23 protein-coding genes are annotated in these 22,851 nt (G+C 70.3%); 17 read left to right on the top strand and 6 right to left on the bottom strand.

Features of this window, described 5'->3' with window-relative positions; all coding sequences use genetic code 11:
* The first annotated feature begins 122 nt into the window (after positions 1–122).
* Positions 123–632, top strand: a complete 510-nt coding sequence (locus MRBLWH11_RS08395; RefSeq protein WP_341947517.1) for a helix-turn-helix domain-containing protein — start codon at positions 123–125, stop codon at positions 630–632.
* Positions 629–1,168 (top strand): DUF6036 family nucleotidyltransferase, encoded by a 540-nt coding sequence (locus MRBLWH11_RS08390; RefSeq protein WP_341947516.1) that lies wholly within the window; start codon positions 629–631, stop codon positions 1,166–1,168. The genes MRBLWH11_RS08395 and MRBLWH11_RS08390 overlap by 4 nt, the downstream gene beginning before the upstream one ends.
* Positions 1,169–1,194: 26 nt before the next feature.
* Here MRBLWH11_RS08390 and MRBLWH11_RS08385 read toward each other — a convergent pair whose 3' ends face one another.
* On the bottom strand, positions 1,195–2,367 hold the full coding sequence (locus MRBLWH11_RS08385; protein ID WP_341947515.1) for an ROK family protein: 1,173 nt from the start codon (positions 2,365–2,367) through the stop codon (positions 1,195–1,197).
* Positions 2,368–2,452: 85 nt separating this feature from the next.
* Here MRBLWH11_RS08385 and MRBLWH11_RS08380 point away from each other — a divergent pair, with 85 nt between their 5' ends.
* The 9 genes from MRBLWH11_RS08380 (at position 2,453) to MRBLWH11_RS08340 (ending at position 10,689) form a co-directional block, all read left to right on the top strand.
* Positions 2,453–3,484, top strand: coding sequence for a hydroxyacid dehydrogenase (locus MRBLWH11_RS08380; RefSeq protein ID WP_341947514.1), 1,032 nt, complete (start codon positions 2,453–2,455; stop codon positions 3,482–3,484).
* A 2-nt stretch (positions 3,485–3,486) separates the two neighbouring features.
* Positions 3,487–4,857, top strand: coding sequence for a sulfatase (locus MRBLWH11_RS08375; RefSeq protein WP_341947513.1), 1,371 nt, complete (start codon positions 3,487–3,489; stop codon positions 4,855–4,857).
* A 27-nt stretch (positions 4,858–4,884) separates the two neighbouring features.
* A complete protein-coding gene (locus tag MRBLWH11_RS08370; RefSeq protein WP_341947512.1) occupies positions 4,885–6,162 on the top strand; it encodes an extracellular solute-binding protein in 1,278 nt (425 codons plus the stop codon).
* 63 nt (positions 6,163–6,225) lie between these two features.
* Positions 6,226–7,152 carry a sugar ABC transporter permease gene (locus MRBLWH11_RS08365; RefSeq protein ID WP_116635435.1) on the top strand — a complete coding sequence of 309 codons (927 nt, stop codon included), beginning with the start codon at positions 6,226–6,228 and terminating at the stop codon, positions 7,150–7,152.
* Positions 7,149–8,045 (top strand): carbohydrate ABC transporter permease, encoded by an 897-nt coding sequence (locus MRBLWH11_RS08360; protein WP_341947511.1) that lies wholly within the window; start codon positions 7,149–7,151, stop codon positions 8,043–8,045. The genes MRBLWH11_RS08365 and MRBLWH11_RS08360 overlap by 4 nt, the downstream gene beginning before the upstream one ends.
* Complete coding sequence (locus MRBLWH11_RS08355; protein ID WP_341947510.1) at positions 8,042–8,953, top strand: gfo/Idh/MocA family oxidoreductase; 912 nt, start codon at positions 8,042–8,044, stop codon at positions 8,951–8,953. The genes MRBLWH11_RS08360 and MRBLWH11_RS08355 overlap by 4 nt, the downstream gene beginning before the upstream one ends.
* A gap of 37 nt (positions 8,954–8,990) precedes the next feature.
* Positions 8,991–9,986: a formylglycine-generating enzyme family protein gene (locus MRBLWH11_RS08350; RefSeq protein WP_341947509.1), complete on the top strand. Its 996-nt coding sequence runs from the start codon at positions 8,991–8,993 to the stop codon at positions 9,984–9,986.
* Positions 9,983–10,342 carry a DUF202 domain-containing protein gene (locus tag MRBLWH11_RS08345; protein WP_116633960.1) on the top strand — a complete coding sequence of 120 codons (360 nt, stop codon included), beginning with the start codon at positions 9,983–9,985 and terminating at the stop codon, positions 10,340–10,342. The genes MRBLWH11_RS08350 and MRBLWH11_RS08345 overlap by 4 nt, the downstream gene beginning before the upstream one ends.
* Positions 10,339–10,689, top strand: coding sequence for a DUF202 domain-containing protein (locus MRBLWH11_RS08340; protein WP_341947508.1), 351 nt, complete (start codon positions 10,339–10,341; stop codon positions 10,687–10,689). The genes MRBLWH11_RS08345 and MRBLWH11_RS08340 overlap by 4 nt, the downstream gene beginning before the upstream one ends.
* 19 nt (positions 10,690–10,708) lie before the next feature.
* Here MRBLWH11_RS08340 and MRBLWH11_RS08335 read toward each other — a convergent pair whose 3' ends face one another.
* Positions 10,709–11,692, bottom strand: a complete 984-nt coding sequence (locus MRBLWH11_RS08335; protein ID WP_341947817.1) for a LacI family DNA-binding transcriptional regulator — start codon at positions 11,690–11,692, stop codon at positions 10,709–10,711.
* A 137-nt stretch (positions 11,693–11,829) separates the two neighbouring features.
* On the opposite strand from MRBLWH11_RS08335, the gene galT reads away from it, so the two are divergent.
* The 3 genes from galT to galE are packed head-to-tail and all read left to right on the top strand — an operon-like array spanning position 11,830 to position 15,318.
* Positions 11,830–13,047: a galactose-1-phosphate uridylyltransferase gene (gene galT / locus MRBLWH11_RS08330; protein WP_341947507.1), complete on the top strand. Its 1,218-nt coding sequence runs from the start codon at positions 11,830–11,832 to the stop codon at positions 13,045–13,047.
* Positions 13,044–14,288: a galactokinase gene (gene galK / locus MRBLWH11_RS08325; protein ID WP_341947506.1), complete on the top strand. Its 1,245-nt coding sequence runs from the start codon at positions 13,044–13,046 to the stop codon at positions 14,286–14,288. The genes galT and galK overlap by 4 nt, the downstream gene beginning before the upstream one ends.
* A 49-nt stretch (positions 14,289–14,337) precedes the next feature.
* Positions 14,338–15,318: a UDP-glucose 4-epimerase GalE gene (galE, locus tag MRBLWH11_RS08320; RefSeq protein ID WP_116633956.1), complete on the top strand. Its 981-nt coding sequence runs from the start codon at positions 14,338–14,340 to the stop codon at positions 15,316–15,318.
* A 56-nt stretch (positions 15,319–15,374) separates the two neighbouring features.
* On the opposite strand, the gene MRBLWH11_RS08315 is transcribed toward galE, so the two are convergent.
* Genes MRBLWH11_RS08315 through MRBLWH11_RS08305 form a run of 3 tightly spaced genes read right to left on the bottom strand, consistent with a single transcriptional unit; the run spans position 15,375 to position 18,796 of the window.
* A complete protein-coding gene (locus MRBLWH11_RS08315; RefSeq protein ID WP_341947505.1) occupies positions 15,375–16,712 on the bottom strand; it encodes an MFS transporter in 1,338 nt (445 codons plus the stop codon).
* Entirely contained in the window at positions 16,709–17,638 is a 930-nt protein-coding gene (locus MRBLWH11_RS08310; protein ID WP_341947504.1) for a polysaccharide deacetylase family protein, read from the bottom strand. Before MRBLWH11_RS08310 ends, MRBLWH11_RS08315 begins: the two co-directional genes overlap by 4 nt.
* Before the next feature lie 21 nt (positions 17,639–17,659).
* Complete coding sequence (locus MRBLWH11_RS08305; RefSeq protein ID WP_341947503.1) at positions 17,660–18,796, bottom strand: ROK family protein; 1,137 nt, start codon at positions 18,794–18,796, stop codon at positions 17,660–17,662.
* Between the two features lie 90 nt (positions 18,797–18,886).
* On the opposite strand from MRBLWH11_RS08305, the gene MRBLWH11_RS08300 reads away from it, so the two are divergent.
* The gene (locus MRBLWH11_RS08300; protein WP_341947502.1) at positions 18,887–19,501 is read left to right on the top strand and encodes a hypothetical protein; all 615 of its coding nucleotides are present in this window, start codon (positions 18,887–18,889) and stop codon (positions 19,499–19,501) included.
* 11 nt (positions 19,502–19,512) lie between these two features.
* Here the strand turns inward: MRBLWH11_RS08300 and MRBLWH11_RS08295 are convergent, their stop codons facing one another.
* Positions 19,513–20,994 (bottom strand): DUF222 domain-containing protein, encoded by a 1,482-nt coding sequence (locus tag MRBLWH11_RS08295; RefSeq protein WP_341947501.1) that lies wholly within the window; start codon positions 20,992–20,994, stop codon positions 19,513–19,515.
* A gap of 153 nt (positions 20,995–21,147) precedes the next feature.
* On the opposite strand from MRBLWH11_RS08295, the gene MRBLWH11_RS08290 reads away from it, so the two are divergent.
* Positions 21,148–21,675, top strand: coding sequence for a GNAT family N-acetyltransferase (locus MRBLWH11_RS08290; RefSeq protein WP_341947500.1), 528 nt, complete (start codon positions 21,148–21,150; stop codon positions 21,673–21,675).
* 299 nt (positions 21,676–21,974) lie between these two features.
* The gene (locus MRBLWH11_RS08285; protein ID WP_341947499.1) at positions 21,975–22,808 is read left to right on the top strand and encodes a M23 family metallopeptidase; all 834 of its coding nucleotides are present in this window, start codon (positions 21,975–21,977) and stop codon (positions 22,806–22,808) included.
* The last annotated feature ends 43 nt before the right edge of the window (positions 22,809–22,851 follow it).

The raw sequence follows: 22,851 nt of genomic DNA, 5'->3' as shown, positions 1-22,851 counted from the left end.
GACGGGTCGGGCCGAAACGGATACGGTGTGCGCGAGCAACCTGCGACCCAGGGAGCAAGCACCAAAATCGCTATATGTGGTTATATATTGCGTTTTTGGTGTTTACCTGGAAGTCTGACGACATGCGCGACTCTTTTCATTCGCTCACAGACGCGTTGGACGGCGACGAGCTGCTCACCACCGGCGAGGCGGCTGCACTGCTCGGAGCATCCCGCCAACATGTGGTCAATCTGATCGACCGCGGCGACCTTCCTGCTACGAGAATCGGCACGCACCGACGCGTGCGCCGAGGCGACCTCCTCGCCGTCCGCAGCGCCTCCGTGCGATCGACGCGAGATCAGGAGCGCAGTCTCTGGTTGGGAATCGCCGTCGCAGGCGAGCTGGTGCGAGATCCGCGGCGCACTCTCGAAGCCGCACACACCACGCTCGCGGAGACCGCACGACCGAATCGATGGACCAAGGAGTGGGCGGATCTTCTCGACGGACCGTTGTTCGGCGTTCTCCGCGCGCTCACGTCCGACACCGTCCACGCTCGCGAACTCCGCCAGAACTCCCCGTTCGCCGGCGTCCTGTCCGACCATGACCGGCAGCAGGTGCTGGATGCCTTCCGCGACTCGGCTGCCAGACGATGAGACGCGCGGATCTTGCTCATCTTCTCCGCGCTGCGGCACGCATCGCCGATCCGGAGATCCTCGTGATCGGAAGTCAAGCGATCCACGGAGCGTTCGCAGAGCACGACCTCCCGCCGCTCGCGATGGTCTCTCGCGAAGCGGACATCGCCTTCTGGAACGACGAGCAGGACCTGCTCGCCGATCGTCTCGATGGAGCAATCGGCGAGTTGTCGATGTTCGACCAAACGCACGGCTACTACGCCCAAGGGGTCAGTGTCGCGACCGCGATCCTCCCTGAGGGCTGGCGAGGGCGGGTCGTTCCGTTCGAGCATGTCGATGCCGGCGAGGCCCGCGCGCACTGTCTCGACCCTCATGATCTCGCGCTCTCGAAACTCGTCGCAGCACGCGAGAAGGATCGCGACTTCGTGCAGGCATTGCTGGAGGCGAACCTCCTCGACGCGGTCATCCTGGATCAGAGAGCCGAGTCGCTGCCGATCACACGGATCCAGATATCCACCATCCGACGATTCCTCAAGCGGCACCTGCCCACCTCCTGACACCCGCGCTCGCCCGTCAGCCGGCGTCAGCGGGGGTCGGCGCGATCCGTGGTGAAGAGCTCGGTGACCATGTCGTATCCGGCGCCGCGCGCGAAGACGTCGCTGTCGGCCGCCACGGTCACGAGCCCGGGAGCGGTGCCGTCGCCGTAGACGTACTCGCCGGCGAGCGCCTGCTCGCAGCTCTCCTGGAAGGCCGGGACCCGCACCTCGGGCGAGAGCACCAGCACGATGCGCTCGGGGCCGAACATCTTCCCGGCATTGGCGAGCGCGATGCCGAGCTGGCGGCCGCCTTCGGCCAGCACGTCCTGCGCCACCTTCTCGGTGAGATCGGCCGCACCCCCGCGCCGCTCGGATTCGCGCTGCATGCCCCACACACTGCTCCAGGTCTCCAGGCACCCGGAGCCACCGCAGTGACACGGCCGACCGCCGTCCCGATCGCCGAGGGCGGAGTGCGCGAATCCGCCGGCCGATCCCCCGAACCCGCGGTGGATGCGCCCGTGGACCAGCATCGATGCCCCGAGGCTCACCCCCACGCTGACGACGATCACGTCGCGCTCCGCGAGATCCGCGTCGAGGAGGACGAGCCCCGCGGTGAAGCTGTTCACCAGGCTGTCGATCACCACGCGCCCGGAGCTGCGGTCCTCGACCATCCGCGCGAACGGCACATCCTGCCAGCCGAGCGCGCCGCTGTGGCGGACGATCCCGCGCGGGCGATCCACGATCCCGGACAGCGCGACGCTGATGCCGCGGAGTGCGGATGCCGGATGCTCTGCCGCGACGGCATCCACGATCGCGACGACCGCGTCGGCGGCGGACTCCGGATCGGTCGCGGTCAACGGGGCGGTGCGCATCGAGACGACGTCGCCCCTCAGGTCGACCAGGGCGACCTCGACGCCGTCCGGCGAGAGACGGACGCCCGCCGCGACCACCGCATCGCGCCCGAGCTCGATGAGCCGAGCGGGGCGCCCTCCCGTCCCCCGCAGCATCTCGCTCTCGATCAGCAGTCCATCGCGGACGAGCTGGCTGGTGATCCCCGTCACCGTCGCGGGGCTGAGGCCGGTGACGCTCGTGACCTCGGCGCGCGAGGTCGTGCCGCTGCGACGGACCACATCCAGCACGAGGGCCTCATTGATCTCGCGGATGAGAGCCTTGCTCCCCACGCGCGCCAGCAGCCGGACATCCATGACCCCGTGCACCATCGCCGCTCCTCATCGTTCAGCCGATGCTCTCATTCTATTATTTTTGTCATTGACAAAACGAATCACGGCTGATTGACTTCCTGGCATGTCGAACGATGATGTCCGGGCGGACCCATACCCGCAGAGCCGCGTGTCGAGGCTGCTGCTGAGCGTCGGGAGCGCCGAGAGTGCGGCGTTCTTCCCGGCAGGGGCGCACGAGGACCTCTCGCTCCACGCGGCCGGCATCGACATCGTCGAGCCGGAAGACGCGCGCAGCTCCGATGCCGTCTCGCTCGCCGAGATCGCGGTCGTGGCCTGGGGCTTCCCCCGACTCGACGCCGACATGCTCGCCCGGATGCCGCAGCTGCGGCTCGTCGTGAACGCAGCCTCGTCGGTACGGGGCATCGTGAGCGACGAGTTCTGGGCCTCCGGCATCCCGATCTCGCAGGCGGGCGCCGCGATGTCACCCGCCGTGGCCGAGATGTCGCTCACCCTGACCCTCTCCCTCCTGCGCCGTGTGCACCGCATGGACCATGCCCTGCGCAACGGCATCCCGTGGGCCGCGGCCCGTGACATCACCCGCGCCAGGGAGATCAGCGGATGCCGCATCGCGGTGATCGGCGCGTCGCGCACCGGCCGCGAATACATCAGGATGTGCACGGCGCTCGGCGCCGACGTCCAGGTCTTCGACCCGTACCTGCGGGAAGACGACCCGCTCAGCACGCTGGCGGCACCCCTCGACGAGCTCCTGTCGTCCAGCGACGTCGTCGCGATCCACGCCCCCGCCACGGCGGAGACCGCAGGGATGATCGGACGCCGCGAGCTCGCGGCGATGCCGGACGGTGCGGCACTCGTCAACACGGCGCGCGCGTCGCTCGTCGACATGGACGCGCTGTTCGACGAGGTCACCTCCGGCCGGCTCGACGCCGCCCTCGACGTGTTCGAGAGCGAGCCGCTCCCGGACGACGACCGCTGGCGCTCGCTGCCCAACGCCCTGCTCACCGGTCACGTCTCCGGAGCGACCAGGGAGTCGCGTTCGCGTGCAGGACGGATCGTGATCGGCGAGATCGCCCGCTTCCTCGCCGACGAGGACCTGCAGCACCGGGTGACCGCCGACGCACTCGAGAGGATGGGCTGAGCATGGCGCGCAGCATCCTGCTCCTGCACTGCCACGACCTCGGCCGCTTCCTCGGGGCCTACGGCGTGACCACGGTGACGACACCGCACCTCGACGCGCTCGCTGCCGAGTCGACGGTGTTCGATGCGGCGTTCGCCACATCCCCGCACTGCAGCCCGGCACGCGCATCGCTCTTCACCGGCGCGTACCCGCAGCGCCACGGCGTGCTCGGCCTCACGCACGAGCCCTTCGGCTGGGACCTCGTCGATCCGACCACCCACATCGCGCATCGGCTCAACCGCACCGGCTACCGCACCGAGCTGATCGGCGTGCATCACGAATCGCGCGCGCTCCCCGACGAGGAGCTCGCCGCACGACTCGGCTTCGACCGGGTGCGCACGGGAGGCGACCGCGATGTCGTCGTCGAGCGCGCCATCGACGCGCTGCAGCGCGCCTCGGCATCCGACCGGCCGTTCTATCTCCAGGTGGGATTCCACGAGCCCCACCGCAGCCCCTCCGCCCGCGACCGCGCCGGGATCATGGGCTTCCTCGGCGATCGCGTCGAGCCGGACTCGACGAACGGGGTCTCCGTCCCGTCGTACCTGAGCGACACCGCCGACGCCCAGGAGGAGATCGCCGAGCTGCAGGGCGCCGTCCGCCACATGGACGAGGGCGTCGGCGCGATCCTCTCCGAGCTGGAGCGTCTCGGCCTCGCGGACGACACGATCGTGGTCTTCACGACCGACCACGGCCTGGCCCTCCCCCGGGCGAAGTGCACGCTCTATGACGCGGGCGTGGGCGTCGCGCTCTTCCTGCGTGTGCCCGGCCGACCCGCCTGGACGGCGCGGCGCATCACCGGGCTCGTGAGCCACGTCGACGTCGTGCCCACGCTCCTGGAGCTCACGGCATCCGCCCCCTCCGCCGACGTCGCCGGGACGAGCCTGGTGAGCCTGGTCGAGCAGGATGCGCCCGCCCGCCCCTTCGCTTACGGGCAGCTGAGCTATCACACCTACTTCGACCCGAAGCGCTCCGTCCGCTCCGCCGATGCGAAGCTGATCCTCAACCTGTCCAACGCGCCGCGCGCGATGGACCCGACCCAGTCGTGGATGCACCGCAGCATCCCCGTCGATCTGACGGGACCGACCATCGGGACGAGCGCGGTCATGGAGTTCTACGATCTCGCCGCCGACCCCGACGAGCTCGTCAACCTCATCGACGACCCCGCCTGGAAGGAACGGGTCGCCGCGTTCGCCGACGCCCTGTGGACCTGGATGCGCGACACCGAGGATCCTCTGCTGTCCCGCCCGGCCTCCCCCCGCCACGCCCTGGCCCTGACCACCCTCGAGCAGATCGCGCGCACGCACTCCGCGGCGTCGATCGGCGCTCGCACCTGACCCCCACCCGAGAGAGAGATCACTGCAATGAAGCACCGCATCGCCCGAGCGGCGGCCGTCACCGCCGTCGCCGCACTCGCCCTCACCGCCTGCTCCGCCCCCGCTGCCGACACCGACGCCGGCGGCGACGACGCAGCCCTGAAGGGCGAGGTCACCCTCTGGATGTACCCGGTGATCCGCGACGAGGCCGCCAGCAAGGACTTCTGGGAGACCGCCGAGGCCGACTACGAGAAGGAGTTCCCCGACGTCGACCTCACCATCGAGCTGCAGACCTTCGACAAGCGCGACGAGCAGATCTCTGCCGCGCTCGCCGCGAACTCCGGTCCGGACATCGTCCTGATCACCCCCGATCAGGCGGCCACCTACCTCAACGTGGGTGGCCTGCTCCCCGTCGACGACGCCATCGAAGACGAGCGCGACGCGTTCTTCCCTGCCACGTTGGAGGCCGCGACGTTCGAGGACGAGCTGTACGGCGTCCCGCTGTTCCAGAACGTCTTCACGACCGCCTACAACAAGACGGTGTTCGATGAGGCGGGTCTCGAACTGCCGACGACCTGGGACGAGATCCGCGAGGCGGCCCCCGTCCTCGCCGACAGCGGCATCGCTGTGATGGACTACCTGGGCACGCCGGAGCAGACGCTGAACCTCAGCTTCTACCCGTTCCTCTGGCAGGCGGGCGGCACGGTGTTCTCCGACGACGGGACCGAGATCGCCTTCGACTCGAAGGAGGGCGTCGAGGCGCTCGAGTTCCTCGTCGAGCTGCAGAAGGAGGGCGGCCTCCCCGCGGACGCCGCCACCCAGTCGGTCGGCATCGAGGGCTCGCCGCTCGCGGCCGGCACCGTCGGCATCCGCCCCACCACGCAGCCGTCGGAGCTGGCGCAGATGCGTGCGGCCCTCGGCGAGGAGAACGTCGTGGTGGGCCCGCCTCTGGAGGGCGAGACGCAGGCCACGTACGGCAACCCCGGCCTGCTGTCCCTCACGTCGATCAACAAGAGCGAGAACAGGGCGGCCGCGTCGTCCGTGCTCGCCTTCCTGACCTCGAAGGACTTCCAGACCGAGCTCAACGCCGCGGCGGGCAACTTCCCGTCCCGGACAGACGTCGAGATCGCCGGCCCCGAGGCGGACAGGGCGGCATACGAAGCGGCTCTGAAGGTCGCGAACCCCGGCGAGCCCAACCCGGCCGCCCGCCAGGTGATGGCCGTGCTCGCCCCGTACATCCAGTCGGCTCTGCGCGGCGACCTCTCCGCGAAGGATGCTCTCGAGAAGGCCGCCGAAGAGGCCCAGGCCGTCCTCGACCGCTCCTGACCCTTCCCGCCGACACCGTGCGGGGGCTGCGGCCCCCGCACACCCACCCGAGAGGACGCCATCATGTCCGTCACCACCGCACCGCGCCGCACCACCGGCACCCGTGCCGCTGCGGGCCGCACCGCTCGCCGCCGCGAGGCGCTGGCCGGCATCCTGTTCGTCCTGCCCACCCTCGCGATCTTCGCCCTGTTCAAGTTCCTCCCGATCGCGGGAGCCGGGGCGATGAGCCTGACCCGGTACCGGCTCAACGGCGACATCGAGTTCCTCGGCGTCGACAACTACACGCGGCTGTTCGCCGATCCGCACTTCTGGCAGAGCCTGTGGGTCACGCTGCTCTACGTCGTCTTCTTCGTGCCGCTGATCATCGTGGTCTCGCTCGCCGGGGCCGTGCTGCTGAACCGGCTGCTGCGACTGAGCGGGCTGTTCCGCGCCCTGCTCTTCGTCCCCTACCTGAGCTCCTTCGTGCTCGCCGGCATCGTCTGGAAGTGGATCTTCGCCTCCGACGGCCCGCTGAACACCGTGATCACCTCGGTCGGACTGGAGCCGGTGCCGTTCCTCACCGGCGACCAGTGGCTCGTGCTGGCGAGCCTCGCGCTCGTCGCCGTCTGGAAGGGCTTCGGGTACTCCATGCTCATCTTCCTCGCGGGCCTCAAGGCGCAGCCCGCCGAGGTGCACGAGGCGGCGACCATCGACGGAGCGGGACCGTGGAAGTCGTTCTGGCACATCACGCTCCCCCTCCTCAAGCCAGTGCTCTTCTTCGTCCTCGTGATCGAGACGATCGTCGGATTCCAGGTGTTCGACACGATCTACGTGATGACCGGCGGCGGTCCCGCCCGGGCGAGCTACAGCCTCATCTACTTCCTGTACGACCAGGGCTTCAAGTTCTTCGACTTCGGATACGCGGCGGCGGTCGGCATCGTGCTGTTCGTCATCGTGCTCGTCCTCTCGCTCATCCAGCGGGGATTCTTCGAAAGGAAGGAGCGGTCATGACCCCGACCGCCATGACTCCCGCCGCCGTCGCGGACAGCATCCGTCCGTCCTCGCCCGTGCCGGGCACCAAGCGTCCGCGCCGGCGGCGCAACACGGGCCAGACGTGGACCCTGGTCGCGCTCATCGTGATCTCGCTCTTCACCGTGGCCCCGCTGATCGCGGTCGTGATCCTCGCGCTGTCGCCGGCGGACGCACCGACGATCCCGCATGCGATCCCCGAGGCGCTCACCTTCGACAACATCATCCGGATCTTCCGCGTCGGCGAGTTCCCTCTCTGGGTGTGGAACTCCGTCGTGTACTCGGTCGTCTCGGTCGTCATCGTGCTCTTCACCGCGGCGATGGCCGCGTACGCCCTCGCCCGCAAGCGGTTCCCGGGGCGCAACGCCCTGCTGTGGTCGATCATCGCGACCCTCATGGTCCCGATGCAGGCGACGCTGATCCCGACGTTCATCCTCGTCGCCGGAGCGGGAGGCGTGAACACCCTGTGGGGCCTGATCCTGCCGACGCTCGCGAACGCGCAGGCCGTGTTCCTGATCCGGCAGTTCGTGATGGACATGCCGGACGAGCTCTTCGACGCGGCCCGCATCGACGGAGCCGGCGAGTGGCGTACCTTCGTCTCGATCGTGCTGCCGCTGATCAAGCCGGTGCTCGCGACCCTCGCGATCTTCGTGTTCCTCTGGCACTGGAACGACCTGCTCTGGCCGCTCGTCGTCGGCCAGTCCGACGAGGCGCGGACGCTCACGGTGGGTCTCGCGACGCTCAACACCGAGACGGTCTCGACCTCGAACATCATGGCGGCGGCGCTGATCAGCTTCGTGCCCTGCTTCCTGATCTTCATCTTCCTGCAGCGCCACATCGTCGAGAGCATCACGGCGAGCGGGATCAAGGGATGACCGGGCCGCAGCCGATCCGATTCGGTCTGATCGGCGTCGACTCCTCGCACGCGCGCCAGTTCACCCGCCTGTTCGGCGACGGCCGCTCCGGACGCGTGCACGACGGGACGGTGACGGCAGCCTGGCAGGCGCCGACCTCTGCGGACTTCCCGCCCAGTCGGGACCGCAACGACGAGAACGCGAGTGCTCTCTCCGACGCCGGCGTGCCGCTGCTGGACTCACCGGAGGCGGTGGCCGAGGCATCCGACGCCCTGCTGCTGGTGTCCTCCGACGTGCGCACGCGGCGGGAGCAGTTCGCCCGCATCGCCCCCTCCGGCAAGCCCGTGTACGTCGACACCCGGTTCGCGGCCGACGCGCAGGATGCCAGCGAGATGCTGCAGCTCGCCGCAGACTCCGGATGCCTGGTGCTCAGCGGCTCCCCGAAGCGGTTCACCCCCGAGTTCCTCGCGCTTCCGGCGGCGGAGATCGAGTCGATCGAGCTCCGCGGCCCCCTGGTCGTGCAACCCGGCCATCCGGGTCTCTCCTGGTACGGCGTGCACCTCGTCGACCTGGCCGTGGCGCTCTTCGGGCCGGGGTGCGCGCTCGTCGAGCCGCGCGGCACCGGCGTGCGCCTGGTCTGGCCGGATGGCCGGAGCGCGACGCTCAGCGGTCCGGCGGAGTGGGATCCGTGGACTCGCGGGCGAGCTCGGACGGCGTCCGGTGAGGTCGGTTTCACGATCGAGTCGGACGAGGACATGCTGACCGGCCTCCTCGATTCCGTCGTGCGATCGTGCCGCAGCGGCGAGCCGAACATCGACCCCGCCGAGATCGTCGCGATCTCTCGGATCGTGGCCGCCGGCTCCGAGACTCTCGCGACCCGCCTGCCCCTCGCTCTGCCGAAGCGGGCGCCGGACGCCGACGAACGCTGACAGCGCGATGAGGACAGAGGACGGAGGACGGAGCGAGATGACCTCGGCGGATGACGCCGGCTGCGGACCGTCCTGCACCTGCGGAACTCCGTCCCGGAGCACTCTGCTCACGATCGGCGCCGCGGCCCCTGCCTCTCGTCTCGGTGCTCCGCCCCTCGCCGGCGGCACCGGACGGCACGCCGTGCCGCAGGCGATCATCCCGGCCGGACGATTCCTCATGGGCGACGCGAACGGAGACGCCAACCGCGGCGACGGCGAGGAGCCACGGCATCCCGTGACCCTCGACGGGTTCTCGATCGACGCCACCGCCGTGACGAACGACGACTTCGCGCGCTTCGCGGCAGACACCGGATACCGCACGGAAGCCGAGACCTTCGGGTACTCCGCGGTCTTCCACCTGGCGGTCGCGGCGCGCGCGAGCGACATCATGGGCCCGGCGGCGACGGCGCCGTGGTGGATCGGCGTCCGCGGTGCCGACTGGCGTCATCCGGGCGGGCGACTCTCGGATGCCGTGGGCGACGGCCTCGGCCGCCACCCGGTCGTGCACGTGAGCTGGAACGACGCGGCGGCCTACGCCGAGTGGAGCGGACGCCGCCTGCCGAGCGAAGCCGAGTGGGAGTACGCCGCCCGCGGCGGGATCGACGGCACTCGGTACCCCTGGGGCGACGAGGCCGTCGACGCCGGCGGCTGGCGGGCGAACATCTGGCAAGGGCGGTTCCCCACCGAGAACACGATGGAGGACGGACACCTGACCACCGCTCCCGCCGACGCGTTCGCGCCCAACGGCTACGGATTGCACCAGACGGTCGGGAACGTCTGGGAGTGGTGCCGGGACTGGTACTCGGCGAGCGCCTACGCGGATGCCGCGACGTCGTCGCCGACCGGCCCCGCGCACGGCACCGAGCGCGTCCTGCGCGGAGGGAGCTACCTGTGCCACGATTCGTACTGCAACCGGTATCGGAACTCCGCGCGTTCGCACAACACGCCGGATTCCTCGATGGGGAACGCGGGCTTCCGCACGGTGAGCAGATGAGGAACAGGTTCCCGGCATCCGTCTATCGACGCGGTCACGAGGCGGACGCGAGGTTCACCCTCGCGAACGAGCGCACCTTCCTCGCCTGGGTGCGCACCGGCCTCGCGCTGATCGCCGGCGGGGTGGCGCTCGAGCTGCTCGGCCTCGACCTCCACCCGGGTCTGCGGCTCGCCGCGTCGCTCGTGCTCGTCGTCGCCGGCACGGTCATCCCCGCTCTGGCCTGGATCGGATGGTGTCGCACCGAACGGGCGCTGCGCGAGGACACGGCACTGCCCGGCTCGGCGCTGAGCGCACTGCTCGCGGCCGTGGTCGCGGTTGCCGGAGCACTGGTGCTCCTGTCGATGGTTCTGCGATGACCGCGCCGCCGTTCGATCGCGGCCTGCAGCCCGAGCGTTCGGAACTCGCATGGCGGCGCACCTGCCTGACGTTCGGAATCACGTCGATCGTCACGCTGCGCCTGCTTCCCGCGGTGTTCGACGATGCCCGCTGGGTCGTCGTCGGCGTGGTCGGCGTGCTGCTCTCGACCGTCCTGTGGACGCTCTCGCGACGACGAGGCCGGCGCACGTCCGAGGCGCTCCGGGCGCAGGGCCTTCGCGCACGACTGCCCGGAGGAGGCCTGATCCTCGCCGTCTCGCTGGGGCTGAGCGTGGTCGGGGCCGCCGGGATGGCTGTCGTGATCGCCGCCGCGAGCTCCCGCGGGTGAGCCGCAGGTATGGGCAGGTCTAGCCGGCTCCGCGCGGAGCGGTGCTGGCGCGTTCGACGAGCCGTGTCGGGATGACGGATGCCGCCTCGCCGACGGCATCCGTGCGCTCGGCGCCCTCCCCCTCGATCTCCGCGACCAGGGCGCCGACGGTGCGCTGGGCGAGAGCGGTGAAGTCCTGCCGGATCGTGGTCAGCGGCGGTCGGTAGTTCGCGGCGTCCGGCACGTCGTCGAAGCCGATCACACTGACGTCCTCGGGCACTCGACGGCCGGCTTCGGCGAGAGCCCGCAGCAGACCGAGGGCCATCTGGTCGTTGGCGCAGAACACGGCGGATGCCCCGGCCAGGGCGGCGCCGGCGGCGAACCCGGTGTCTGCGCTCCAGTCGCCGCGCACGACGGCAGGCGCAGAGATGCCCGCACTCGTGAGCGTCTCGCGCCACCCGCGCTCGCGCTCGGCGGCGGCGTAGGAGTCGGCGGGACCCGCGAGGTGATGCACGGTCTCGTGCCCGAGCGCGAGCAGCCGCGCCGTCGCGGCCGCCGCTCCGCCGTGGTGGTCGCTGTGCACGGTCGCGAATCCCGCCTCGGTCGGGGCGTCGACCACGACGAGGCGCAGTCCCGCGGGGCGCTCGTGCGCCGAGACCTGCGCGGAGGCCTCGTTCAGCACGATCGCGCCGTCGACCTCCTGCTCGGCCAGGCGCTCGAAAGCCGAGCCGACCCCGTCGGCCGCGGTCACGACCGTGAGGGCGTAGCCGCGTTCCGCCGCCGCCTCGGACGTCGCCTGCAGCATGCGCGAGTTGCCGACCGTCGCGAGGGTCGTGACCACGAGCCCGATCGTCTGCGACCTTCCGGTGCGCAGGGCTCGCGCGGCGCGATGGGGGCGATAGCCGAGCTCGGCCATGGCCTTCTCGACACGTGCCCTGGTGTCCGGGTCGACACGAGGACTGTCGTTGACCACGCGCGAGACGGTCTGCCCGGAGACGCCGGCGCGGGCGGCGACCATGGCCATCGAGACGCGTCCGGACGACGGGCGGCGCGAGCGAGGCTTCGACGCGAAGGAGTCGACATCGCTGTGGGTCACCGGCATCCTCCGTTCACAACTCAGGCGTGTTGACGTTATCACGGCGATGTGCGTACCATGTTTACGTGAACACGGAAAATCTTGCTGAGTTGCGCACGGAAGACCTCGGCGCCGGCGTCGTCAAGCGCGCCACCACGCTGGCCGACGGTCGCGACCTCATCTACTACGACGACCCCGGCACGACGCTCGGGGCCGAGCGCGCCGTCGACGCGCGCACGCTGGACCCCCGGCCCGAGACCGCGACGATGCGCCTCGACGTGCTCACCGGCGACTGGATCACCGTGGCCGCGAACCGACAGAACCGTGTCATGATGCCGAGCGCCTCGGCCGACCCGCTCGCGCCCCAGACGCCCGACAACCCGTCCGAGGTGCCGTCCCGCTACGACGTCGCGGTGTTCGAGAACCGCTCCCCTGCCTTCGGCCCCGCGCTGGCCGAAGCCCTCGGCACGGCACCCGCCGCCACCAACCCTGCGCGCGGCCTCGACGACCTCGGAGCCCTCGGCCTCGGTCGCACCCGCACCTCGGTCGGCCGCTGCGAGGTCGTCTGCTTCAGCCCCGAGCACTCCGGGTCGTTCGGCACGCAGACCGTGACGCGCGCGCGCACCGTGATCGAGGCCTGGGCCGACCGCACGGCCGCCCTCTCGAAGCTCCCCGGCATCGAGCAGATCTTCCCGTTCGAGAACCGGGGCGAGGCGATCGGCGTGACGCTCCCGCATCCGCACGGCCAGATCTACGCCTACCCCTACGTGACGCCGCGCACCACGCGCCTGCTCGACTCGATCGACCGGACGGCCCCCGATCTGTTCCAGCACATCCTCGAGTTCGAGCAGGCATCCGAGCGCGTGGTCTTCCGCGGGGAGCACTGGACGGCGTTCGTGCCGTTCGCCGCCCGCTGGCCGCTGGAGGTCCACCTGATGCCGCATCGTCACGTTCCGGACTTCGCCGAGACGACGGATGCCGAGCGCGACGAGCTCGCCCCGCTCTACCTGCGCCTGCTGCGCGGTGTCGATGCCCTCTATGACTCCCCGACGCCGTACATCGCCGCGTGGCATCAGGCTCCGGTGAACGTCGGGCGCGAAAGCGTGCGCCTGCACCTGCAGCTCACGAGTCCCCGCCGCGCCGCCGACAAGCTGAAGTTCCTCGCCGGGTCCGAGGCCGCGATGTGGGCCTGGGCCGCCGAGGTCACCCCCGAGCAGGGTGCCGCGCGCATCCGCGAGGCGATCGAACGCGCAGCGACCGACGAGTCGTCGAGCCGGTCGACGGATGGCGAGGTGTCGGCATGACCTTCTCCGAGACCCACGAGACCGAGACGCAGGATGCTGCGCGCACGCTGTTCGTCGAGCTGACCGGCCGCGAGCCCGACGGGCTCTGGTCGGCGCCGGGACGGGTGAACCTCATCGGCGAGCACACCGACTACAACGACGGCTTCGTCCTCCCGTTCGCGATCCCGCACCGCACGGTCGCGGCTGTGGGGCTCCGTGACGACGATCGCGGCCGCGTGCGGGTCGCGTCGACGTTCGCGGCAGAGCCGGTCGAGGTCGCGCTCGACGAGCTCGACGAGATCTTCCCGACCCTTCGACCGGCTCAGGGACCCGGATCAGATCGCCGACCCGCCGTGCCGGAGTGGGCGGCGTACCCGCTCGGCGTCGCGTGGGCTCTGCGCCAGGCGCTCACGACCGACGGCGCCGAACGCTCGTTCCGCGGGATGGACATCGCGATCGCCTCCGACGTGCCGGTCGGTGCCGGGCTCTCATCCTCGGCGGCGATCGAGGGGGCCGCGGCATCCGCCCTGAACGACCTCTGGGACGCCGGGCTCGACCGCACCGCGCTCGCTCGCGTCGGCCGTCGCGCCGAGAACGAGGCGGTCGGCGCCCCGACCGGGATCATGGACCAAATGGCGTCGATGCTCGGTGAGCCGGACGCCGCGATCTTCCTCGACTGCCGCTCGCTCGAGGCGCAGCTCGTGCCGCTCGGTGTCGCCGAGGCCGGGCTCGCGATCCTCGTGATCGACACGCGCGTCAAGCACGCGCACTCCACCGGTGGATACGGCGAGCGCCGCGCGTCGTGTGAACTCGGCGCCGAGATCATGGGCGTCCCCGCTCTGCGCGACGTGTCCGTCGACGATCTCCCGCGCGCCGCGGAGCTGATGGACGACGTGACCTTCCGCCGCGTGCGCCACATCGTGACCGAGAACCAGCGCGTGCTCGACACTGTGCGCGTGCTGCGCGAAGACGGGGCGCGCGCGATCGGCGACCTGCTCGTCGCCTCGCACGTCTCGATGCGCGACGACTTCGAGATCTCCGTCCCCGAGCTGGACACCGCGGTCGACGCGGCGCTGGCCGCGGGTGCGCTCGGCGCGCGGATGACCGGCGGAGGCTTCGGCGGAGCAGCGATCGCGCTGATCGAACGGGATGCCGTGGAGTCCGTGTCGGATGCCGTGACCGCGGCGTTCGCGGCATCCGGTTTCACCGCCCCGGTGCTGTTCACGGTCACGCCGTCCGCCGGCGCGCACCGCGACGCCTGACAGAATGAGTGATCGAGCCGCGACGAGCCTGCGGCAGGAGAGGAACGCAATGTCCTGGATCGTCACCGGCGGCGCCGGCTACATCGGAGCCCACGTCGTCCGCGCCCTCGCGGATGCCGGACTGACCCCCGTCGTGCTCGACGACCTGTCCAGCGGAGTCCCGTCGTTCGTGCCGGAGGGCGTGCCGTTCGTGCAGGGCAGCATCCTCGATCGCGAGCTCGTCGAGAAGGCACTCCGCGATCACGACGCGGACGGCGTGATCCACGTCGCCGGCTTCAAGTACGCCGGCGTCTCGGTGCAGCGCCCGCTGCACACGTACGCGCAGAACGTCGAAGGCACGCGCGTGATCCTCGAGGCCATGGAGGCCGCGGGCGTCGCGAACATCGTGTTCTCCTCGTCGGCGGCCGTGTTCGGCACGCCCGATGTCGCCCTCGTCGAAGAGGACACCGCGAAGAAGCCGGCCAGCCCCTACGGCGAGTCCAAGCTCATCGGCGAATGGCTGCTGCGCGACCAGGCCGTCGCGACGGCCGACTCCGCGCACCCGCTGCGCCACACCTCGCTGCGCTACTTCAACGTGGTCGGCTCCGCCGACCCGACGGTCTACGACGTCAGCCCGCACAACCTCTTCCCGATCGTCTTCGAAGCGCTGATCGCCGGGAAGACGCCGAAGATCTTCGGCGACGACTACGCCACCGAAGACGGCACCAATGTGCGCGACTACGTGCACGTCGGCGACATCGCCGCCGCGCACGTCGAGGCGGCGAAGCGCCTCTCGGGCGGACAGCCGATCGAGGCCGCCTACAACCTCGGCTCCGGCGACGGCCTCAGCGTGAAGCAGATCATGGATGCCGTCGCCCGCGTCACGGGCATCGACTTCACCCCCGAGATCGGCCCGCGTCGCCCCGGCGACCCCGACCGCATCGTCGCCACCGGAGAGCTCGCGGCGCGCGACCTCGACTGGAAGATGCGGTACTCGGTGGACGAGATGGTGCGGACGGGCTGGGAAGCTCGGCGCCTTTCCGGTTCTTAGGCCGGTCGTCGAGCGAGCGAGCGCGGCGACCGAAGTGACGAGACACCCCGGCAGTCTCAGACGTCGCGGGTGCGGATGGGGTAGAGCCAAAAGCAGAGCCACGCGAGGGCGGTGAACCCGAGCGGCACCACCGCGAGCATCAGGCGGATGCCGCCGTCGACGGACTCCGGCTGGGCATCTTCGAGGGCGGCGTCGAAACCCGATGCCGTCAGCACCCACGCCGCGACCACCGCCTGCAGCACCACGGAGCCGCGCACCACGAAGCCGTTCACCCCGAAGTAGGCGCCCTCGCGCCGGTGACCGGTGCGCACGGCATCCGCGTCGATGATCTGCGCGAGCATCACCTCGAGCAGCTGCAGCAGCCCGCCCACGCCGATGCCGACGGCCACGCCGACGAGCGCCGCGCCGAGCACGTTCGACGGAGCGAGGTAGCCGAGCACCGCGACACCGAAGACCGCCACGCTCCACAGCAGAGCCGTCCGGGGACTCGTGCGGCGCACGACCGCACTCCACAGCAGGATCGAGGGGATCGCGGTCACGAAGATCGCGCCGAGCAGGATGCTCCCTTCCCCCTCGTCCGCACCGAGCGAGTAGCGCACGTAGAACGGGATCGCGGCGAGGATCACGGCGACCGCGGTCTGCACGAAGAGGGAGCCGAGCACATAGGGGACGAACGCGCGATTGCGGAACGTGTAGCTCAGCTGTTCGCGCCAGCGCATCTCCGCGGCGGCCGTCGCGCCGCCCGGCTCGGGTGCGCGACGCTCGATCATGCCGCCGAGGAACGACCAGACGAGCAGCACGAGGCAGACGCCGCCCAGCACCATGGCCATGCCCGGCCAGCCGATCGCACCGTAGAGGGCGGGTGCGCCGGCGGTTCCCAGCACCATGCCGAGGATCGCGAAGATCTGCCGCGGGACATTGCCCCTGGCCCGTTCCTCCGTGGTGCGGAAGATCTCGGGGAACAGGGCCGAGATGTTGAGGACGACCACCACGAACGCGATGTCGTAGACCGCGACGACGACGAGGAACCAGACGATGAGGCCCGCGACGGGCAGGTCGGGCGGCATCCACACCAGGGCGAACGCGACGACGAGCGGCACGATGCCGAGGCCGATCCAGGGGACGCGACGACCCCACGGGGTGCGCAGCCGGTCGGAGAGCGCGCCGACGACCGGATTCAGCACCGCGTTGAGGACGCCGTGGGCGATCATCGACACCGCCACCCACCCGGCGGGCACGGCGAGCTGCGAGACATAGAAGTAGACGACGAAGGCCGAGAAGGTCTGCGCCATGAGCTGGGTGGGGAACCCGGAGGCCCCGAACGCGATCGACTGCGCCCGCGTCGGCGCGGCATCCAACCGCCGTTCACGCAGTCGTCCGCCCAGCGACGTCATCGGATGCGGCTCCGCTGCAGGTCTCGCAGGTCGCGCCAGCCCACCCGGACGAGCGCTTCGTCCTCGATCGCCTGCAGGACCACCGGGTCGCTGAGGAGCCTGTGCTCGTAGCCGCGTTTCGCGGCCCCGTAGTCGACCGCGGCACGCAGCTCGTCGTCGTCGATCATCGGGTGCAGGTAGACCTCCGTGAGTCCCGCCGGCACCGCGCGCAGCAGGGCGACGAAGCCGTCGCGCACCTGCTCGTAGGTCTCCTCCTCGCTCGTGCCCTCGCCGAGGAGTCCGAACGGATGGCTCCACAGCCGATCGATGATCTCGACTCCTGCCGCATCGGCCGCGGCTGCCGCCTCGTCGAGCTTCTGCTGCAGCGCGGCATCCGCTCCGACGCCGTCCATGCTGCGCGGCAGGCGGAAGGGAAGGCCGTGCCGGGCCGCGAGCGCGAAGACCGGTCGGAGGAAGTCGCGTCCGGTGACGAGCCCGTAGACCGAGCCCATGTGGTTGTCGAGGTGGGTCACGTCGACGCCCGCGTCGAGGGCGGCCTGGAGCTGTGCCGCGAGCTCGGCGGCGACCTCCTCGTCGGTAGCCTCCTGCTCCACGGCGGCGACGTCGGCGGGGAAGAAGCCGTCGGCGTCGACGAGGGTCGTCGCAGCGCCGGTGAGCGGACGCCAGCGGTAGCGGCTCCATTCGCTGGTCAGCACGAGGTGCACGCCGATGTCGAGGTCGGTGCGAGATGCCGCGAAGGCCAGCGCCTCCGGCGACCACGCGCACGGCACCATCAGCGTCGTCGAGTCGATCCTTGCGGTGGTGAGCAGGTCGACGATCGCGGTGTTGGCGGCGTGGCACATACCGAAGTCGTCGGCGTTGAGGATGATCGCGCGCGCGCCCGGGGCGAGTCCGAGTCGATCGGCGAGGTCGGACGGAGCGGTCATCGGCGGATCCTGTCGGGACGGTCAGCGGCTGATCTTGGCGGGCGGTGTGAGGATGCGGGTGAACAGCGCCACCCGAAGAGCGGATGCCGCCTCGCCGACGGCGCCGACGAGCGGCGCCTCCGGGCCGAACGAGGAGACGAGGAAGCGCAGCGGCAGCTGGGCCGCGTACTCGGCGGCGGTGCGTGCGACGGCGTCGACGAGCATCGGATGCACCGCGTCGCCGCCGAGGATGAAGGCCTCGGGGTCGAGGACGAGTCCGACGGTGCCGGCGACGAGCACGATACGCCGGCCGATCTCGGCGACGAGCTTCTGCGCGACCTCGTCACCACCGGCTGCGGCTTCGAGGTGCTGGAGGAGCGTGGCGTCGACGTCGAGGCCGAGGCCCAGCGCGAGATCTCCGACGACGGCGTCGTTCACGATCGGTGCGCCGATGGGCAGCGGGGTCTGCGGGAGGTACGCGACCTCTCCGGCGACCCCGGAGAATCCGCGGTGCAGAACTCCGTCGAGCACGATGCCTGCGCCGAGGCCGTCGTCGAGGTGGAGCAGCGCGAAGCTGGCGAGTTCGCCGCCCGACCCGGCGGTGAGCTCTGCGAGAGCCGCGAGGTTCACGTCGTTCTCGACGCGGACCGGGCAGCCGAGCGTCTCGGAGAGGGCGCTGCGGAAGGCTCCGCCGTCGGGTCCGAGGTCGTCGCGGATCCCTCCTTCGGGGGTGACGATACCCGGGACCCCGACGACCGCGAGATGCACGGGCCCCTTGAGGGCGCTGCGGCATCGCTCGATGAGTTCGACGATGCGCCCGACGCGGTCGCCGCTGAGGAAGGCGGCATGCTGCTCGGCTCGCACGGCTCCGGTCGCGTCGACGAGGACGACGTGGGCGGCATGATGGTCGACGTGCACGGCGGCGGCGAAACCGAGGCGCGGGTGCAGTCCGACGCGGCCGGCCGCGGGTCCGCGGGTGTCACGGTCGACGCCGGCAGCGGCGACGGCGCCGGCTCCGTCGAGCATGCGGAGCACCTGGGTCACGGCCGTGCGGGAGAGTCCGGTGGTGGCCATCAGCTCGGCGCGGGTCTGCGGGCCGCTGCGCGCCAGTGCCTCGAGGATCGCGCGGCCGTTGAGTGTGCGAAGCAGGCTCTGCGGTCCCGCGAGTGGTCTCGACATGTCATCCCTGGGTCGGCGTCCCGCCCACTATGCCACATCGGGTTGCACCCGTCGATGGGAGATTCGAGGCTCGGGATCTACGGTGGAATCGTGGATCATGACGAGCTGGTGCGTCTGTACGGTCCGTGGCGCGCGCGAACGCCGGACGACGTGGTCGACCTGTTCCGCGGTTACTCCCCGCCCTGGTGGATCGCCGGAGGATGGGCGATCGAAGCCTTCGTCGGTTCGTCCCGCCCACACGGCGACATAGATCCCAGCATCCCCCGCGCCGACGTCTCCGACCTCCTCCGCCATCTCCGCTCCGGGTGGGATGTGTGGGCGGCAGACCGTGGCTCTCTCACTCCATTGACCGAGGTCGATGCCGGGATCCCCGACACCTGCAGCAATCTGTGGCTGCGAAAGAGCGGAGCGGATCCCTGGGAGTACGACGTGATTCTCATGGACACCTCCGAGGGATTCTGGACGTACAAGCGAGATGCGCGGGTGAATCTGCCATCGGACGAGATCCTCTGGGAGCGCGACGGGATTCGCTACCTTCGTCCAGAGATTCAGCTCCTCCATAAAGCGCCCGGTCTGCGACCGCAGGACCAACGGGACTTCGCGTCGTCCGTTCCCCTGCTCGGTCCTGACGCGATTCACTGGCTTCGATCGGCGTTGACCACCGCGCATCCCGGACATCCGTGGATCACCCTGCTCGACAGGTGACGCACAGTCGGTCAGCCGGCGCGCCCGTGGATGCCCTGGAGCAGGTGACTGGGCATACGCCAGCGCCGTGCGGGGTCCCACCACGCCGGGCCCCGCACCTGCGGGATGCCGTTCTGCACGCGGATCTCCCACCCACTCGTGTCGAGGGTGCGGTGGTGGTGCCAGCAGAGGGTGACGCCGTTGTCGGTGTGTGTGGGTCCGCCCCTGGCGTGTTCGGTGACGTGATGGATCTCGCACCAGGATGCCGGAACGTGGCATCCCGGTATGAGGCATTCCTTGTCGCGGAGAGTGATCGCGCGGCGTTGATGGACGGTGAAGATCCGTTCCGTGGTCCCGATGCCGATGATGCGCCCTTCGGGATCGAACAGCACCCGTTGGATGTTCCCTCCACACGCCGCGTGCCGGGCGGCGGCCATGCTCGTGGGGGTGTCTGTCCCGTCGATGTGCGCCCATCCGCGGCCGGTCGCATAGTCCCGGGCGGTGACCGACACGACGACGGTCGGGGCGGCACCTCCGAGGCGGGGCATCTCTTCGTGGCGGGCAGCGATCCCGAGCGCGGCGGCGAGAGCATCGTGCTGCTTCTGCGCCCGAGTGCGGGTGTCGACCATCCCGGTGGAGTCGCCACCGGGCAGAGTGTCACCCTCGGCGTGCGGGTCCTCTGACGTCTCGATCGTGTCGGCGCCGATCGTGTCGGCGTCGAGGTCTTCGGTGGGCCGGAAGCTCACACCCGGAAGGGGTGGGCCGTCGACCTTGGGGTTGAGGTAGGCGTCCCAGATGCGTTGCAGCTGCCCGGCCACTTCGGGGAGGAGGTCGCCACGGAGCGGGATGAGGCCGTTCTTCGCCCGGCCGAGGAGCACACCGCGCCCGCGCCGGGCGATGTCCTCCGCGGGTTCGGCGCCGTCGGGGTCGAGGTAGGTCGCGATCACCTTCGCGAGAAGCCGCAGATCCTCCGGCGTCGCCGGCGGCGCCGCGTCCGCTTCAGCATCCGCATCCGCATCCGCATCCGCAGCGAACCCGCGTGCGAACGCCGCGAGTTCGGCATCCGCCCGCAACCGGTCTTCGGGACCGATGCGCCGCCCCGCCTGCTCCACCGGCACCGTGGCCGCCAACAGTCCCGCGACCCCGACGACTCCGTCGAGCAGTGCTTCCCGCATCTGCGGCCACAGCGCCGGAAGCGGCGCCCCCGACGTGAACTCGGTCTCGCGGTGCACGGCCTTCGCCGCCCGCACCACCCGCCCGGCCCCTGCCGCGTCCGTGCGCAGGGCCCGCTGCAGAAGCTCATTCATCGACGCGCACCCGAACGACCGGGCGAAATCGACATCGGTCGATGCGACGGTCTCCACGACCAGCGCATCGACGGCCCGCTGCACGTCACCCGCCACGCGAAGCAGCTCCATCTTCTCGGCATCCGACAGCACACGAACGGCATCCGCACGCAGCACTCCGCGGACGTCGGGGACGACCCGATCGAAGATCTCCGCGGTGCTGTTCATACCCCCATTCAACCGAGGGCCACCGACATTCAAGATCCCAAATATCCCAGTTCAGGGCAATATTCCAATACTCGCGCGACAGCCAGTCCTCCTCCACAGAGCACCCACCAAGACGGCTCGCCCACACTCCCGCGGCCTCACTAGGCTGGCCCGATGACACCACCCCTCGAAGTCCGCGACGGCCGTGCCGACGACGCCGACGAGGTCGCCCGGATCCACGTGCGATCCTGGCAGGCCTCATACCGCGGACTCATGGATCAGGAGGTCCTGGACTCCCTCTCGATCCCGGATCGCGCCGCCAATTGGCGGAGGTTCATCGCCGAACCGCTGCCCACGGGCCTCGGCATCCTGGTCGCCGTCCGCGACGACCGGATCCTCGGCTGGGCGTCGTTCGGCTCGGGGCGCGACGAAGACGGAGCGGCCGACGGCGAGATCTACGGCATCTACGCAGACCCCGATGCGTGGTCGACCGGAGTCGGCCACGCGCTCCTCACGAGCGCAGCGAAGCGGATCACGGATGCCGGCCACACCCGCGCCTACCTGTGGGTGCTCGACGGCAACGACCGCGCCGACGCCTTCTATGAGCGCCACGGATGGGAGCTCGACGGTGCCACGAAGGTGGACGAGCGGCCGAATCTCACGCTGAAGGAGCACCGGCGGGTCAAGGTGCTCGTCGGCTGACGCCCGCTCACCGCACGGCGCCCCGGCTCGCGCTCGATTTGACCCAGCGCGACACAGCGCATAAATTACGAATCGGTAACGGTGGCATCCGGGGGATCGACCGCCGAGTACATCCGCCTCCGGAAGGACCCGTCACGAACTCCCTGCCAACCGAGCCCGCTCAGGGTGCCTCGGAACCAGCCACCGACATCTCCGACACGCAGCGCCCGCTGCTGCGCCGTGATCTTCGGCGCGCCGCATCCGCGAGTGCACAGAGCCCCCGCCGAGCGAACGAGCCTGCGTCTGCACCCGATGCACCGATGTCGGTGCCGCTGTCACCCCAGCTGCCCCCGACGATCGCACCCCGTCCGACCTCGAAGACGACGCGGCCGGTCGCACCGATCTCCCGGGTGCAGTCCCGCCGGACGAAGCGCCACTGGGCGAAGGTCAAGGCGCTCGGCGCCACGCTCGCCATCGGCGTGATGATGACCGGAGCAGCATTTCCCGGGCTCAACCCGCTGAGCGATCACACCGCCGCAGCCAGCGCCGCAGCCGCCGTCTCCACCACCGCAGACGCCGACTCCCAGTCGTACACGGCGACGGACGAGATCCGCGCGGAGATCGCTCCGCGCGGGGCTTTCGCCGCGACGACGCCCGAGGAGATCAAGGAGACGCGCTCCCGTGCCGTCGCTGCCGCGGTCGCCGCCGGCATGCCGCTCAGCAGTGCGATGGAGATCCCGCTCGCCGACCGCGTCGTGATGCCGATGGCCGATGGGACGTACTCGTTCACCGATGGCTTCGGCGCCTCACGACCCGGGCGATCCCATCTCGGCCAGGACTTCGCCGCTCCGCTCGGCACGCCGATCAATGCGGCCATGAAGGGCTGCGTCTCCCGGTCGACCGAGAGCTTCGAGGGCTACGGCGTGACGATCCAGATCGAGAGCATCGTCGACGGGAAGGCCGTGAGCACCGTCTACTCGCACATGACGTACGGGAGTCGCGCGGTCGAGGTCGGTGACTGCGTCGAGGCGGGCCAGTACATCGGCGACGTCGGATCGACCGGCTACGTGTTCGGCTCGTGCCTGCACTTCGAGGTGCACCTCAACGCCACCCCCGTCGACCCCCTGCCCTGGCTCACGGAGAACGTGACGTAACCCGGACACCCGCGCGGGGACCAGCGTTCAGCCGACCCCGCGC

This window comes from Microbacterium sp. LWH11-1.2 (assembly GCF_038397745.1).
GTDB lineage: Bacteria > Actinomycetota > Actinomycetes > Actinomycetales > Microbacteriaceae > Microbacterium.
This window is presented reverse-complemented; position numbering and strand designations above follow the sequence as displayed.